Source organism: Kribbella sp. CWNU-51 (assembly GCF_054073265.1).
On sequence record NZ_JBSXMZ010000004.1, the window covers coordinates 807,619 to 822,197 of the forward strand.

The following is a 14,579-nucleotide window of genomic DNA, read 5'->3' on the forward strand; positions in this document are numbered from 1 at the left end:
CTCTCCTCATCCCAGCCGGTACGTCGCGTGCGCGTTGCCGGACATGATCTTGGTCTGCAGATCCCCGGAGATCCCCTCGGGCAGCGCGTCGGCGGCGTTCGCGAAATGCGCATGCGGGTAGTCGGTGGAGAACATCAGCATCTCGTCGCAGAGAAGCTGGTCGATGACCTCGACGAGGAACTCCGGGGTGTCGGGCCGGTCGAGCGGCGCGATGGTCATCCGAACGTGCTCGCGCAGCACCTCCGACGGAGGACGTTCCACCCACGGAACCTCACGTCGCAGGCCCTTCCAGTCCTTGTCGAAGCGCCACATCAACGGCGGTAGCCAACTGAAGCCGCCCTCGATCGTCGCAACGGTCAGCTCGGGGAACTCGACGAAGACACCTTCGGTGACGAAGCTCAGCAGCTGTGCCTGGAATGCCAGCGGAACATTCACGTAGTCCTCGACGAAGTACGTCGGCCAGCCGACCGGCGTCACCGGGTTGCCGCTGAGCCCGCCGGCCTGGACACCGACGACGAGCCCGGCGTTTCCCGCGGCTTCGTAGATCGGCCAGAATCCGCGCCGGCCTAGCGGCTCACGGCTGCGCGACGGGACAGTCACCTGGACGAACTGACTGTGCTGCGCGGACCACTCAACCTCCTTGGCCGCGAACGCCGGATTCTGCAGCGGAAGCACAGCCGATCCGCGGAGCCGGGGATCCTGCTCCAGCCACTCGTGCAACTGCCAGCGATTCAGCGCCCGGGCGAGCGCCGCCGCCAGGTCGTCGTTGTGGATGGAGTCGATGGCGTAGGTGCAGTTCAGGATCGCGAACTGCAACCCCCACGGGTCGAGCAACTGACTCCGGAGGAGCTCGATGCTGGACCCGGGCGGACCCTGCTCCGGCCGGGAGCCGTCGAGGAACAGATTCGGCGCGTTGGACGGATAGAGGGTCGAGGCCAGCCCGCCCATCCCGGACTCGGTGATGTAGTCGCGCCACCGCGCCTCGAGGTAGGGGAACAGGCTCTTCAGGCTGTCGAGGTTGATGTGTACGTCGGTGTCGACCAGGTCGAGGCCGGCCCACTGCTGGGGGCGTGCGTAGTTCTCGAGTTCTTGGATGGCCACTTGTGCTCTCACCTTCGTGGTTGTGGGGAACTCACAGGTCGAGGACCAGCCGGGACGAGCGCGCGCGAGAGACGCAGATCATCATCGTGTCGTTCGCGGCGCGTTCGTCGTCGTCGAGAACGGAGTCCCGATGATCCGGAATGCCTTCCAGCACGGTCGTCTGGCAGGTTCCGCAGGTACCTTCTTCGCAGTTGGACAAGACGTAGATACCGGCCTCGTCCACGACCTCGAGGATGGACTTGTCCGGCGGTACGACGAGGACCTCGTCACTGTCGACGAGCTCGATCTCGAAGGAGGTGTTGGGAGCGACCTCGGTCAGAGGCCTCGGCGCGAACCGCTCCACCTGCAGGGTCTTGTGCGGCCAGTGCGCGCTCTTCGCCTCGACGGCCGCGATCAGCGGTTCGGGGCCGCAGCAGTAGATCAACATCCCGGACTGTGGTTCGGCGAGGAGCTGATCGAGTTCGATCAGACCGCGACGATCCTGCGGCCATTCGAGCACGCGCTCGGGACCGTAACTCCCGACCTCGTCCCGGTAGGCCATCGACGCCTCGCTGCGACCGCCGTAGACCAGGCGCCACTCGGCGCCGGCCGCGTGCGCGGCGGCGATCATCGGGATGATCGGGGTGATTCCGATCCCGCCGGCGATGAACAGGTACTGCGGGGAATCGTGGAGCGGGAAGTGGTTGCGCGGGCCGGTGGCCGTCAGCACGTCACCGGGCTGGACGCGCTCGCACAGTGCGGCGGATCCACCTCGACTCGCGGGCTCCCGCAGTACGGCGATGCGCCACTGGCTGCGATCCTCGGGATCGCCACACAGCGAGTACTGCCGAACGAGTCCGGGGCGAACCTGTACGTCGATATGACTCCCCGGAGCCCACGACGGCAGCTCCGAGGAATCGTCTGCGACGAGCACCAGCTCGGTCACGCCGGACGAGACCTGCTGGTGGGACTTCACCCGCAACGGCATGCTCGTTTCGCGCACCGACTCCGCTCCCCCACGGGCGTCAGATATTGACAATGACATAGTCGCGGTCGACCTCGACCTCGTACGTTTCACCGGAGTACGGACCGGGCTGGAACCCGGCGGCGGAGAGCTCCGGATTCTTGGCCAGTGCCTCACCGGACTCCACCCCGGTCGGATACGCCTTGACCTTGGTCTTCGCGGGGTCGAACCAGGACTGCCCGGTGGCGATCTCGAACTCCCAGCCGTGCCAGGGGCAGCGGATGATCTCCCCGCGCATGATGTAGTCGTAGTTGCCGGGCTTGTCCGAACGGACCAGTCCCGAGGTCACGCCCTCACACATCGGTCCGCCGCCGTGTGGGCACTGGTTGCGGATCGCGTAATAGTTGCCCTTGACGTTGAAGACGCCGATCGATCGCTTGGCGATCTCGACCACCTTCCGATGGCCGGGTGGGATCTCGTCGACCGTCGCCACTACGTACTTCGTCACGTTGTCTCCCTGTTCAGAAGGCATTGCCAGAAGGCATCATTTGATTCCGGTCATCGAGATTCCGCGGGTGAAGTACTTCTGCGCGAAGACGAAGACCAGGACGGTCGGGATGATGGCCAGCGTCGCTCCGGCCATCAGCGGGCCGTACTGGGTACTGTCCTGCGTCTGGAAGAACGCCAGCCCGACCGGGACGGTGAACTTGTTGACATCACTGAGGTAGACCAATGGGCCGAAGAAGTCGTTCCACACATTGACGAAGGTCAGCACCGCCAGGGTGGCCAGGGCCGGCTTCGACAGCGGCAGGATGATGCTCACGAAGATCCGGAAATGACTCGCACCGTCGACGAGGGCGGCTTCGTCGTACTCCTTGGGGATGGTCAGGAAGAACTGCCGGAGCAGGAATGTGCCGAACGTGTTGGCGACGATCGGCGGGATGATCAGCGGGAAGTGGGTGTCGATCAGACCGGCCTTGACGTACGCCGAGTACAGCGGCAGCACCATCAGCATGTCCGGGATCATCAGCGACGCAAGCAACAGCCCGAAGGCGGCGTCCCGCCCGCGGAACTGCAGTCTCGCGAAGCCGTAGGCGCCCAGCGCACAGACGAACAGCCGGCCGATGATCACCAGCACCGTGATGTAGGCGCTGTTCCCGAGGAACCGGATGAAGGGCAGGACGCCGTTGTTGATCAGGTAGGCGTAGTTCTCGCCGGTGAACGGGTGTGGGAGCAGGTGGGGTGTCAGGCTGATCACGTCGCCCGGTTCCTTGAACGAGCTCGACAGCATCCACAGGAACGGGCCGATGGCAACCAACGCCACGATGACGCAGACGACGTAAGTCGCCGTCGGTGCCACGATCCGGCGCCGGGGTCGCCGCTCGACGCCGGCATCGTCCTGCGGCACCGGCGACCGTGGTGGCGCGAGCCGTTGGGGAGCACGAGTGTCTTCGACCGTCATTGGTAGAACACCCATCTCTTCGAAAGCCGGTTCTGGATCCAGGTGACCGCGAGCAGCACGGCGAAGAGCACGATCGCCAGTGCCGAGGCGTAGCCCATCCGTCGCAGCGTGAACGCCTCGTACCAGAGGTGGTAGATGTAGACGTACGTGCCGTCGCCCGGTCCGCCGCCCGTCATCACCAGGATGAGTGCGAAGACCTGGAAGGAGCCGATCGTCTGCAGGATCAGCAACAGGAAGATCGTCGGCGTGAGGAACGGGAGCGTCACGTGGACGAAGCGTGAGAACCGGCCGGCGCCGTCGAGGGTGGCCGCTTCGATCAGCGTCTCCGGGACCCCTTGCAGGCCGGCCAGGACGATGATCATGTTGAAGCCCATGTTCGCCCAGATCGCAGTGGCGATCACCGCGGCCATGGCCGATCCGGGTTCACCCAGCCAGTGCGGTCCGGTGATGCCGAACGACGCCAGCACCGCGTTGATGACGCCGTACTGATCGCTGAACACCCACCGGCTGACGACCCCGACGGCGACCAGGGACGTCACGTACGGCAGGAAGATCAGCGCCCGGATCACGGCCATGCCTCGAAGCCGGTTGTTGACCAGCAGGGCCAGGGCGATCCCGATGATGATCCCGACCGGCACGTACCCGACCGTGTAGATGGCCGTGTTGATCAAGCTCTTGCCGAACAGCGGATCCTGCCCGGAGAACATCTCCTGGTAGTTGGCCAGGCCCTTGAACGTCGGCGCCGCCAGGCCGTCCCAGTCGGTGAAGCTCGTCACCAGCGTGGGCACGACCGGGATGACGTTGAAGAGCAGCGTCCCGAGTACGACCGGACCGATGAACATCCAGCCGCGGAGAGTGCGCCGCCTTGCCCTGACCGTTTGCTCCGCCGTCACTTGGCCGCAACCTTCAGGTCGGGATCGGAGAGCGCTCCTCCCTTCTCGAGCAACTCCTTGCCCTTGTCCCCGTTCCAGCCGCGCTTCTTGATCTCGGCGTTGACGGCGTCCCGGCCGCGCTTGAGGTAGTCGGCGGTGGCCAGCTTGCCGCTGACCAGGTTGTTCGCGTTCGTACCCTCGACGAAGGAATCGGCCAGCGCCGTCCCGATCGGTCCGCGCGGGAACGGTACGTCGACCGGCTTACCGGCGACAGTGCCGAGCGCTTCGGCCCAGACGCTCGCGGTCTTCGGTCGTGGGTGGTCGGTGAACGCCGCACTCTTGGCAACCTCGATGAGCGCCGGTACGGCGAACTGTGCCTTGGCCATGACCTCCGAAGCCGCCTTGCCGCACAACGCCTTCATCGCAAGGAAAGCAGCCTGCGGGTCCTTCGCGGTTTTCGGGATGACCCAGGTCCGGGCGTAGTTCTTCGTCATCGCGAACAGCGGTGTCTTCGGCCAGGGCATCACGTCCCAGTCGACCGAGGAGCTGATCTGCGCGCTGATGTCCATCGCCTGCCACGTCATGGCGAGCTTTCCTGCGTTGAACAGAGGCAGGTACTCGACGTCGATGGTCGGGGCGTAACCCTCGCGGATGTAGGAGACCTGCTTGTCGATCGCGTCCTGTGTCTCCGGCTTGCCGTAACCACACTCGGTCTGGTTGTTGTAGAGCGCGGTGTCACCAGCACCGTACGCCGTGGCCTGGATGGTGTTGACGGCGTACTGCAGACCGTAGGTATCGGTCCGGTTGCCGCTCTTCTTCGTCAGCTTCTTCACGGCGTCGTCGAACTCGTCCCAGCTCCACGCCTCGGACCACGAGGTCGGCGCCGTGAGCCCGGCATCGGCGAACAGCTTCTTGTTGTAGTACAGCGCGTTCGCACTCATACCGGGCGTGATGGAGAACTGGTACCCCTCGACAGCGACCTTCGTCGTGAACGTCGGGCTGTACTTGGTCAGGTCGAACCCGTCGCTGGCGTCCTGCATCATCTTGTCCAACTGCAGGATCTTGCCGTTCGTCGCCAGGTCGTACACCCGGTCGTCGTCAATGCGCTGCAGATCGGCCGCCGTACCGGAGGCGAACTGCAGCATGACGCTGGCCCAGTCGTCTCCAGGGGCGGGCTTCCACACGATCTTGATCTTGTGCTCGTCGAGGCTCTCCTTCTGAGCAGCCGCGATCATGTCCTTGAACATCTTCTGCACGGTGGGATCACCGACGGAACTGAAGGTCACCTCGGTCCAGCCGGTGGGCGTCCCGGACGCCCCCGATCCGCAGGCGATCAACGAGTTGCCGGCAATGCCGGCGGCGGCCAGTCCGAGGCCCCCTTGGAGTAGTCGGCGGCGGGTGAACAACGAGCCGGAGGTCATGGCGATGGTCTCCCTTGACAGGCGGTTCGCCCGGCACAGGCCCCCAGAGTCTGCGCAACAACAGCCATCTACACCGATGTACTACGCGGCGCTGACAGCTGCGGGCTGTTGATCTTGGGTGTGCCCCAAGTGTTCGCCTGCCAGACCGGGGTGTCAACACTATGCGGAATACAACTTCCAATATTCGGAAGTCTGGAGCTCGCCTGCCGACCCGCCCGGAGGGGGTGGGCGGAGCACTTATGCTTGAGTCCCGATCGGGTCAGAGACAGAGAGCAGGATGGTGGAGAACACGACGTCGGGAAGTGTCCAATCCGTCGAACGGGCCTTCCACCTTCTCGAGCTACTGGCCGACAGCGGCGATTCGTCGCTGACCGATCTCTCGGCCGCCATCGATGTGCCGGCGCCGACCACGCACCGGTTCCTGAAGACGCTGGTCGCGCTCGGCTACGTCCGCAAGCTGCCGAACCGCCATTACGGGCTCGGGCTCAGGATGGCGAGACTGGCCGGCCGGGTCGACTTCGGCCCGATCGTGAAACCGCACCTGGACACGCTCGCCCGGGAGATCGGCGAGTCGGCGAATCTGGCGGTGCTGGAAGGCGACATGGTCGTCTACATCGCCCAGTCCCCCTCCCCGCACGCGATGCGCATGTTCACCGAGGTCGGGCACCGCGCGCACACCCATTCGACGGGGGTCGGCAAGGCGATCCTCGCCGGACTGTCCAACGACCAGGTTGCCCGCATCATGAGCAGAGTCGGCATGCCGGCCGCGACGAAACACAGCATCACCGACCTGGCGAAGCTCCGCACCGAACTGAACCGGATCCGCCGCACGGGCTACGCGAGGGACAACGGCGAACAGGAGATCGGTGTCGTCTGCTACGCCGTACGGATCCCCGACGTACCGGTCTCGATGGCGATCTCGGTCTCCGGGCCGGCCTTCCGGATGACGCCGGAACTCGGCAAGGCGGCGGTCCCGCTGCTGATCAGCGAGGCACAGGCGATCTCGGCCGAATTGCTCGGCGCCCTGGACTGACCCCGGCCGACCGCCGGGGTTGCCCCCTCGGATGTCGAGGGGGCAACCCTCAGCGGGGTCGGCTCGGGCTAGTGACGGGTCACCGCGGCGTAGGCATCGACGATGCCGTGGCCGTAGAAGCCGTTGAAGTCCCGCGTGCCCTCGCAGAGCGCGTTGAACTCGTCCGCCCGCCCTTCGTTGGTGTAGGTCTGCAGCGGCGGGTTCGGGCACGCCCGGGCCTGCGCCGTGTCCATCAGGATGCGGCCGACCTTGTCCGGGTTCATACCGAAGTCACCGTGGCTCTTCTTGCCGTACTGGCTGACGATCAGCGCGGCCACACCGGTGGCATGCGGCGACGCCATCGACGTGCCCTGCAGCACGAAGTAGTACCCACACTTGGTGTACTCCGTGACACCGGCAGGGCACTGCTTCTGCGCCCCGGCCGCGACCCCGGCCGGCGTGATGTTGCCGGCCGCGTCGACCAGCCCGCCGACCTGCAACGCGTTCACCGGGTACGTCGACAGGATCAGGTTCTCGTTGGTCCGGAACTGCGGCGTCCCGAAGAAGTCGCGGAACCACCCACCGGGGGCGGACACGTCGGTCTGCTCCAGGCCGTAGTTGGAGTAGTCGGCCTTCGTCGTCGACGGACCGAGCGCCGACACACCGATCACGTGCGGACCCTCGGCCGGCAGGTCGACACAGGTCGCGTTGTCGATCGGCCGTGGGTACGCCGTGTTCAGCGGGAAGTCCGGGCTGCTGATGTCCGTGCGTGGCTTGCCGAGGTCCTCGTGGTTGTTGCCGAGCGCGCCGACCAGCGTGACGCCGTGGTTGTGCGCGTAGTCCAGCGCCCGGTTCATCGCGCGGATGATCGTGCGCTGCTCGGCCTGCGCCTCCGGGCTGTCGGCCGGGTTCGCGGTGCAGTTGTACAGCCACGGGTCGACGTAGAACGACATGTTGACGACGTCGAGTCCGACGTCACCGGCGTACGTGAGTGCGTCCGTGACCGGGCCGAGGAACAGGAAGCCGCTGTCCTGGCCGCCGCGAATCTCCACCAGCGTCACGTTCGGCGCGACGCCGGAGACGCCGACACCGTTGACCGCGGCACCGATCGTGCCCGCCACATGGGTGCCGTGACCGCTGTCGTCCCAGCCGACCGGGTCGACACAGCCGCGGAACTCGCATACGCCGTCGATCTCCGGGATGTCCGGTGCGAAGTTGCGGGACAACTTCCAGTCGAAGTTCGGCGCGATGTCCGGGTTGCGGGCATCGATGCCCGAGTCGAGCACCCCGACCTTGACCGACTTCTTGCCCGGCTGGACCTCCCGCGCCAGGTCGGAGCGAACCATCCGCAGACCCCACAGTTGCGCGTCGAGCGGATCCATCCCGACGGTCTTCTTACCCGCCGCGGCGCCGGCTTTGCCGGTCCCGCCGTTCTCCCGCTCGACAGTGCGCGGCTTCTGCTGCGGCACCGTGCCGATCGGCCGGCTGCGGGCCGCGCCCTCGACCGCGCTCGACGCGGACACGCGGGTGACGAACCCCGACGCGGCCGCGCGCACGGTCAGCGTACCCAGGTGCGCGTTCTCCTTGACCACTTCACCGCCGGCGGCCTTGACCGCCGCGATGGCCTGGTTGCGGTCAGCCCCCGCCTCGAGCAGGACCAGGTACTCGGTGTCTCCCCCAGTGACTCCCGCAGCTCCGGCACCGGCTGTGACCGGTACCGCGAGCGTGGCAGTGACCAAGGCGATCGCCCCGGTCACCGCGAACAGACTTCTCCGGACGTCCCTCACGAGGATCCCCTCCCTGGAGAATGAGTGTGACGGGGATCACGCTAGGGCTGGGTACGGCGACCGAGAAGGGGACGACGTTGTCAGGTTTCCGAAGCAAGCGACTGACTTTCCACTTCCTGGATCACGCCGGTGGGCAGGTGACGCGCGGATTCCACATCTCGAAGGTGCCGGCCGGGTTGCGTTTCCAGACCCAGACGTGCAGGGAATAGAACGCAGGCAACCCGAACCGGTTCGGCTCGTCGGTCAGATTGAACGCCTGCCCGAACAGCTTGGGCGGCGCTGGGTGTGTGGCGTCCCACGCAGACTTGATCACGACGTACTCGACGGCCGCGAGCCGGAGGGTGCCGTCGTGCGTGGGCGCGTAGACGAGCGCCTCCGGTTGATTGGGGACGATGGCGGGATCGCCGACCAATGCGGAGTTGGCCCAGTGAATGCCCATGCCGCCCATGCCGGGCATGTCGATGCAGGCGATTCCCTGGGTGTCGGTGAGCAAGGCGTACTTGTTCTGCTCCGCTACAGCGATGCTGTGGTACTTCGCCGTGGCCTGCCGCAGCGACGCCAGACCGTGCTGCGGATGGGCTACGGCAGCGGATCCACCGGTGACCGTGAGCGCAACCGTGGCCACAGCCGAGCCGATGGCCAGCCTGATATTCATCTCGAGCCCCTCCCTGAGGATGCGGATGCCACGAGGATGCGCGGCGAGGACCGTGTACGGCGTCGGTGCGAGTCCCCTACTTTGGGGCCCGCCGACCCCTATCTTGGCCGTCATTCGTTGACCCGGGGCTCGGCCGGTTCCTAGCGTGAAGCCATGGCGCTGATCGAGCGCGGTCCCCAGTTGGCCGCGCTGTCGCAGTATCTCGAGGACACCCGGGACGGATCGGGCGTTCTGGTCCTGGTGGCGGGCGAAGCCGGCAGCGGCAAGTCGGCACTCGTCTCGGATTTCCTTGCGGACGTGGCGGTTCGTGTCGTCGCGGGCTCGTGCGACGGGTTGTCGACGCCTCGGCCGCTGGGGCCGCTGATCGACATCGCGGCGCAGCTCGAGGTCGACGCCATGCTCCCCCGCGATCAGCTGTTCGCCGCGATTCTCGACGCGCTCGCGCGGCAATCGACCATCGCGCTGGTCGAGGATCTGCACTGGGCCGACGACGCGACGGCCGACTTCCTGCTGTACGCCGGGCGCCGCCTGGACGACCTGCCCGCGATGCTCATCGCGACGTACCGCGACGACGAGATCAGATCGAACGCGACGCTGACGCGATCGATCGGCGAGTTCGCCCGGTTGGGCGTCGTACGGCGGGTTTCGGTGGGCTCCCTCTCCGAGTCGGGTGTGGCTGCGATGGTCGCGGGTTCCGGCCTCGATCCTGCTGAGGTGTTCCGGCAGACGTCGGGCAATCCTTTCTTCGTCACCGAGTGCCTCGCGGCAGGCTCGAGCACGCCTGGCACGATCCGCGACGCCGTACTCGCTCGGGCAGCCCTGCTGCCGGTCCACGGCCGGCGCGTTCTGGAGGTCGCCTCTCAGCTCGGCCTGCGGTTCGAGGCGGATCTCCTGATCGAGGCCGGTGGCGCCGACGCCGGTGGTGTCGACGACTGTGTCGCGCAGGGCATGTTGATGACCTTCGGGACAGAACTCGGATTCCGCCACGAATTGTCGCGAGCGACCATCGCCGACGAGATCCCGCCGATCCGGCGGGCCACGGTGAACCGGGCCATCCTGCGAGCGCTCGAGGAACGGCGTGGCGTCGACGTCGCGCGGCTGGCCGGCCATGCCGCGGCGGCCTACGAGACGGACCGCGCATTCGGCTACGGCCTGCGGGCGGCTCAGCGCGCGGCCGATCTCGGGGCACATCGCGAAGCCGTTCACCATTACCGAACCGCGCTGCGGTTCGCCTCACCTCAACCAGCGAGCGAGCGCGCCGCGCTGCTCGATACGCTCGCCGCCGAATGCATGGTCACCGATCAGATGGACGAGGCCCTGACGGCGGCTGAGGAATCCCTGCAACTGTGGAACGAGATCGGCGACCCGATCAAGGTCGGCGCGGCTCACATCGCCCTCGAGTACATCGCGTGGTACCTCGGGCGCGGCGATCTGGCACTCCAGCATGCCTCCGAGGCCGTAGCGGTACTCGAACCCCACGGGCCGACTGTCGAGCTGGGTCGAGCCCTGACGGGTGCGGGCACCTTCGAGGTGGACACCGGAGACCCACAGCACGGCATCGTGACGCTTCGACGCGCCCTGGAGATCGCCACCTCGGCCGGCGACCCCTACGGCGAGTCGAACACCCTCAACTCCATCGGCTGGGCGCTGGCCTACTACTACGGCGACGTCGACAGCGGAGTTGCCCACCTCGAGCAGTCCCTACAGGACGCATTGAAGTACGGCTTCGGCCACCTGAGCGGACGGGCCTATGCGAACCTCGCAACCGTCCTCGTCGACAACGACCGGTTCGAGAGCGCCGACACCGTCATCGCCGACGGGCTCCGGCATGCCGAGGACCACGACCTGACCCTGCGATGGGTGTGCATCACCTCAGTGCTGGCCGACGTGGAGCTGAAACGCGGCCGGTGGGACGACGCGCTCGCCGACGCCTGGGGCGTCCTGCAACGAGCCGGAACGATGGCGGTCGGGCACATCCCGGCGCTGACCACAATCGGCACGATCACCATGCGCCGCGGCGAGCCGGACGCGCATTCCACGCTGCTGGAGGCAATGCAGCGCGCCGAGTCCGCCGAGGACATGCAGCGCATCGTCCCGATCGCGTTGGCGCTCGCCGAGGAAGCGTGGCTACACCGCGACCCGCACAGTGCCCGCAGCTCGATAAGAAACGTGCTCAGCCGGAACGACAAGCCGCTCACCGTTCACCATCGAGGCCACCTGATCTCCTGGGCGACACGACTCGGCGACCCTCACGACGTACCCGCCGGCACACCGCCCCAGATCGCCCTGGAGATCAACGGCGAGTGGCAGCAGGCCGCCGACGCTTGGCACACACTCGAGCGACCCTACGAACAAGCCTTGGCGCTGATCGAGGTCGGCACACCAACCGCCCTGACCCTCGCGTTCGACATCCTCGACCGTCTCGGTGCCCGTCCTGCCGCGACACTCGCTGCCGAACGATTGCGGAGCCTGGGCGAACGAGTGCCCCGCGGGCTGCGACCAAGCACACGAGGAAATCCAGCCGGCCTCACCTCCCGCGAGGTCGAGGTCCTCCAGCTCGTTGCCGACGGCCTGACCAACGCAGAGATCGGCGCTCGGCTCTTCGTGTCCGACAAGACCGTCGAGCACCACGTCTCGCGGATCCTCGGCAAGCTCGGCGTTCCCAACCGTCGCGAAGCCGCGAAGACGGCTCAACAGTTGGACCTCCCCACGACATAGGCCATTTAGCATGCTCCGCCGGTCCGCCGTATCTGCGCGGGTGCACAGATACGGCGCTCCGCGATTCAGCTGGCCAGCCGGTTGCGACGGCGGTACAGCCACATGACGCCGCAAGCGACGCCCGCTCCGCCGAGTGCAGACGCCCCGGCTTGAACAACCTCCAGCCCAGTGTCGTGCGACGACGCCGCGATATCTCCCGTGGACTCCACCGGGCCGACCCGGTTGGGCGGGTCGTACTCCGGATAGTTCGGCGGGCTCGGATCGCGCGGGACGACGTAGGCCGGCTGCTCCTCCTTGACCGGATCGCGTGCCCACGCCTCGCTCGTGGCGAACGCGCCCGCGCCCAACGCGAGCGCGAGCACAGCGACGGCCGAATGCCTGCTGTTCATGACATCTCCCTCCTGAGGCTGCTGTTGGGGTGGTAGCGCCCCTGCCCATACGGTCGGTCCGCCGACCAGGCACTCGCATCGGGGATACCCCCTCAGATCAGCGGAGCGACCCCCAGACTTGGAAACTTCCTACGGAGCTGTGCCGGAGCAGCTATTTGCCTGTAGCAACCTTTGTGAGTCGTGACACGGCGTACGTCCTCGACAACAGCGAGCGCCGTCTCGCCGAACCGGCCGATCTCGCGAGCTGCCACCGGAGCAAGCGGGCCGGAGAGTGCCGACTTGGCCAAGAGACGGCAAGGGGCGAGGAGCCTGTCCCTTGAGTCGCACCTCTAAACGGTCTATAGCTGTACCAAGGGACGTGGTTTGGGGGAAGAGCTTCGTCGTGGTGCGGCCGGCATCTGGGCCGCGCCGCGCAGCTGGGGGAAGAGCACCCTGGCCACACGACGAGGGGAGGCTTTCACGTCCGACATCGAGATCCATCGGGCCGCACATCAAGGGGAGCAGACGGCGGCGCTCTTCGCGCCGAGGTTCGCGCACACCGTCCGTGCCCGCGGTCTCACCAATTTCGCGGGGGTCGCACGTCTCGCAGCCAGGTCGACACAGCGAGTGGCCTGCAGAGCGCGCGAGCAGGGGCCCCAGGAACCCGAGGAGCAATCGTGAATGACAACATCCGCAGGGTGGAGGCCATCTACGACGCGTTCGGCCGCGGTGACGTCGGCTTCATCGTCGACCAACTCACCGACGACGTCGACTGGGCGACCGCGGCCGAGTCGTCGGCTGCGCCCTGGTACGGCGTCAAACATGGCAAGGCCGAGGTGCCCGAATTCTTCAAGGAGCTGGGTGGCGCGGTCAGCGTCACCGAGTTCACTCCACTGTCGTTCGCATCCAACGACACCGATGTCATGGCGGTCATTCACTTCGCCATGACCAGCACCCGAACCGGGAAATCCGGTGAGATGGACCTGCACCACTGGTGGCGCTTCCGCGACGGCAAGGTCTACTACTACCGCGGCACCGAGGACACCGCCCTCACCGCACGGCTGCTGTCGGACGACTGAAACTCGGACAGCGCGCTCCGGGTGCCGGGTCGCCCAACCCAAGCGAAGATCTGGCATCCCGGGGCCGCGCCGCTCAGGCGGCGAGGGATCCGAGGCCTTTCCACGATGTCTACGCAACGACGATGATGCCAAGCGAGACCGACTGGAGGTACGTCGACTGCGATGGACACCAGCGGTCCGCGCTGGCGGTGGGAGCACGCGCGGGAGCAGCGAAGCACGGAGCGCCTCTTGCCCACAGCAACCTTGAACGACACTGTGGGGCAGCTTGTCCGTCCGACACGACGCGCTTGCAGAGATGGCCTACTCGATGCGGCAGAACGGCACTCGTGCCATCGGGCTCGTACAGCCTCACATCCGGGATCTCAGTACGTCGAACTCGCAGCCTGGCGAGTCTGGGTCGAACCCATGCTCGACCAGCCAGCGCGCCGCCCCCAGGCTTCGCAACGACCACCACGCGCGGATCACCTCGAGGTCGACGTCCGCGCCGTAGCCGGCGACGAGGTCGCCAAGGCGCTCCTCGTGTCCGAGCGTCAAAGTGGCGAGGTCGAACATCGCATCGCCCTGGCTCGCCTCGGACCAGTCGATCACGCCGGTGACCTTGTCACCGTCGACGAAGATGTGGGTGATCTGTAGGTCGCCGTGCGTGAAAACCGGTGTCCACGGCCGGAGCGCAGCCTCCGCAATCTCGCGGTTGCGCGTGACCAAGTCGGTGGGAAGGACGCCGCTCGTGATGAGCCACTCGCATTCGGCGTCGAGGTGCGACGCGATCTCGTCGCGACTCCGACCGGACCAGGGTGGCAGCGGCGCCTCGTGCAGCATCCGTACGGCGGCGCCCGCCGCGGCCCAAGCCGCCGGCGACGCGGGCGACGGCTCACCGAGGCGCCCGAGCGCAGTCCCCGGGACGGCGGCGATCGCGAGCACAGGCGGCTTCCGCCACAGCACCTCCGGAGTCGGTATCGGCGCCAACGCCATCGCCTCGACCTCGACGTCGATACGCGTCTGATCAGCGTCAACCTTCAGGAACACATCACCAACCCGCAAGGTCGCCCGCTCGCTATGCGCAACGACAACCTCAACCTCAACCTCCTCCACGCCCGCCATTATCACGGCGACAACCACCCCCGTCACCGGAATTACCCCGCGCCCACAGGAGCGCCCGCG

13 protein-coding genes are annotated in these 14,579 nt (G+C 66.6%); 3 read left to right on the plus strand and 10 right to left on the minus strand.

Annotation, left to right across the window (positions count from 1 at the left end; translation table 11 throughout):
- Positions 1 to 6: 6 nt before the first annotated feature.
- The 6 genes from ACXC9Q_RS05885 to ACXC9Q_RS05910 are packed head-to-tail and all read right to left on the minus strand — an operon-like array spanning position 7 to position 5,799.
- On the minus strand, positions 7 to 1,101 hold the full coding sequence (locus tag ACXC9Q_RS05885; RefSeq protein WP_457055442.1) for an amidohydrolase family protein: 1,095 nt from the start codon (positions 1,099 to 1,101) through the stop codon (positions 7 to 9).
- A 31-nt stretch (positions 1,102 to 1,132) separates the two neighbouring features.
- Entirely contained in the window at positions 1,133 to 2,083 is a 951-nt protein-coding gene (locus ACXC9Q_RS05890; protein ID WP_457055443.1) for a PDR/VanB family oxidoreductase, read from the minus strand.
- A 22-nt stretch (positions 2,084 to 2,105) separates the two neighbouring features.
- Positions 2,106 to 2,552 carry a Rieske (2Fe-2S) protein gene (locus ACXC9Q_RS05895; RefSeq protein ID WP_457055444.1) on the minus strand — a complete coding sequence of 149 codons (447 nt, stop codon included), beginning with the start codon at positions 2,550 to 2,552 and terminating at the stop codon, positions 2,106 to 2,108.
- 36 nt (positions 2,553 to 2,588) lie between these two features.
- The gene (locus ACXC9Q_RS05900) at positions 2,589 to 3,506 is read right to left on the minus strand and encodes a carbohydrate ABC transporter permease (RefSeq protein ID WP_457055445.1); all 918 of its coding nucleotides are present in this window, start codon (positions 3,504 to 3,506) and stop codon (positions 2,589 to 2,591) included.
- Positions 3,503 to 4,399, minus strand: coding sequence for a carbohydrate ABC transporter permease (locus tag ACXC9Q_RS05905; RefSeq protein ID WP_457055446.1), 897 nt, complete (start codon positions 4,397 to 4,399; stop codon positions 3,503 to 3,505). Before ACXC9Q_RS05905 ends, ACXC9Q_RS05900 begins: the two co-directional genes overlap by 4 nt.
- A complete protein-coding gene (locus tag ACXC9Q_RS05910) occupies positions 4,396 to 5,799 on the minus strand; it encodes an extracellular solute-binding protein (protein WP_457055447.1) in 1,404 nt (467 codons plus the stop codon). The genes ACXC9Q_RS05905 and ACXC9Q_RS05910 overlap by 4 nt, the downstream gene beginning before the upstream one ends.
- Positions 5,800 to 6,076: 277 nt before the next feature.
- On the opposite strand from ACXC9Q_RS05910, the gene ACXC9Q_RS05915 reads away from it, so the two are divergent.
- Positions 6,077 to 6,832: an IclR family transcriptional regulator gene (locus ACXC9Q_RS05915; RefSeq protein ID WP_457055448.1), complete on the plus strand. Its 756-nt coding sequence runs from the start codon at positions 6,077 to 6,079 to the stop codon at positions 6,830 to 6,832.
- 68 nt (positions 6,833 to 6,900) lie between these two features.
- Here ACXC9Q_RS05915 and ACXC9Q_RS05920 read toward each other — a convergent pair whose 3' ends face one another.
- Both ACXC9Q_RS05920 and ACXC9Q_RS05925 read right to left on the minus strand, forming a co-directional pair.
- Positions 6,901 to 8,598: a S8 family serine peptidase gene (locus tag ACXC9Q_RS05920; protein ID WP_457055449.1), complete on the minus strand. Its 1,698-nt coding sequence runs from the start codon at positions 8,596 to 8,598 to the stop codon at positions 6,901 to 6,903.
- A 121-nt stretch (positions 8,599 to 8,719) separates the two neighbouring features.
- Positions 8,720 to 9,253: a hypothetical protein gene (locus ACXC9Q_RS05925; RefSeq protein ID WP_457055450.1), complete on the minus strand. Its 534-nt coding sequence runs from the start codon at positions 9,251 to 9,253 to the stop codon at positions 8,720 to 8,722.
- Positions 9,254 to 9,406: 153 nt separating this feature from the next.
- On the opposite strand from ACXC9Q_RS05925, the gene ACXC9Q_RS05930 reads away from it, so the two are divergent.
- The gene (locus ACXC9Q_RS05930; protein ID WP_457055451.1) at positions 9,407 to 11,971 is read left to right on the plus strand and encodes a helix-turn-helix transcriptional regulator; all 2,565 of its coding nucleotides are present in this window, start codon (positions 9,407 to 9,409) and stop codon (positions 11,969 to 11,971) included.
- A 65-nt stretch (positions 11,972 to 12,036) separates the two neighbouring features.
- Here ACXC9Q_RS05930 and ACXC9Q_RS05935 read toward each other — a convergent pair whose 3' ends face one another.
- On the minus strand, positions 12,037 to 12,360 hold the full coding sequence (locus ACXC9Q_RS05935; protein ID WP_457055452.1) for a hypothetical protein: 324 nt from the start codon (positions 12,358 to 12,360) through the stop codon (positions 12,037 to 12,039).
- Between the two features lie 656 nt (positions 12,361 to 13,016).
- On the opposite strand from ACXC9Q_RS05935, the gene ACXC9Q_RS05940 reads away from it, so the two are divergent.
- The gene (locus ACXC9Q_RS05940) at positions 13,017 to 13,418 is read left to right on the plus strand and encodes a nuclear transport factor 2 family protein (RefSeq protein ID WP_457055453.1); all 402 of its coding nucleotides are present in this window, start codon (positions 13,017 to 13,019) and stop codon (positions 13,416 to 13,418) included.
- Positions 13,419 to 13,766: 348 nt separating this feature from the next.
- On the opposite strand, the gene ACXC9Q_RS05945 is transcribed toward ACXC9Q_RS05940, so the two are convergent.
- Complete coding sequence (locus tag ACXC9Q_RS05945; RefSeq protein ID WP_457055454.1) at positions 13,767 to 14,510, minus strand: phosphotransferase family protein; 744 nt, start codon at positions 14,508 to 14,510, stop codon at positions 13,767 to 13,769.
- Positions 14,511 to 14,579: the final 69 nt, after the last annotated feature.

Coding starts and splice junctions, on each gene's coding strand:
- ACXC9Q_RS05900 (WP_457055445.1), bottom strand. CDS start 3,506: ATGACGGTCGAAGACACTCGTGCTCCCCAACGGCTCGCGCCACCACGG.
- ACXC9Q_RS05910 (WP_457055447.1), bottom strand. CDS start 5,799: ATGACCTCCGGCTCGTTGTTCACCCGCCGCCGACTACTCCAAGGGGGC.
- ACXC9Q_RS05915 (WP_457055448.1), top strand. CDS start 6,077: ATGGTGGAGAACACGACGTCGGGAAGTGTCCAATCCGTCGAACGGGCC.
- ACXC9Q_RS05925 (WP_457055450.1), bottom strand. CDS start 9,253: ATGAATATCAGGCTGGCCATCGGCTCGGCTGTGGCCACGGTTGCGCTC.
- ACXC9Q_RS05930 (WP_457055451.1), top strand. CDS start 9,407: ATGGCGCTGATCGAGCGCGGTCCCCAGTTGGCCGCGCTGTCGCAGTAT.
- ACXC9Q_RS05935 (WP_457055452.1), bottom strand. CDS start 12,360: ATGAACAGCAGGCATTCGGCCGTCGCTGTGCTCGCGCTCGCGTTGGGC.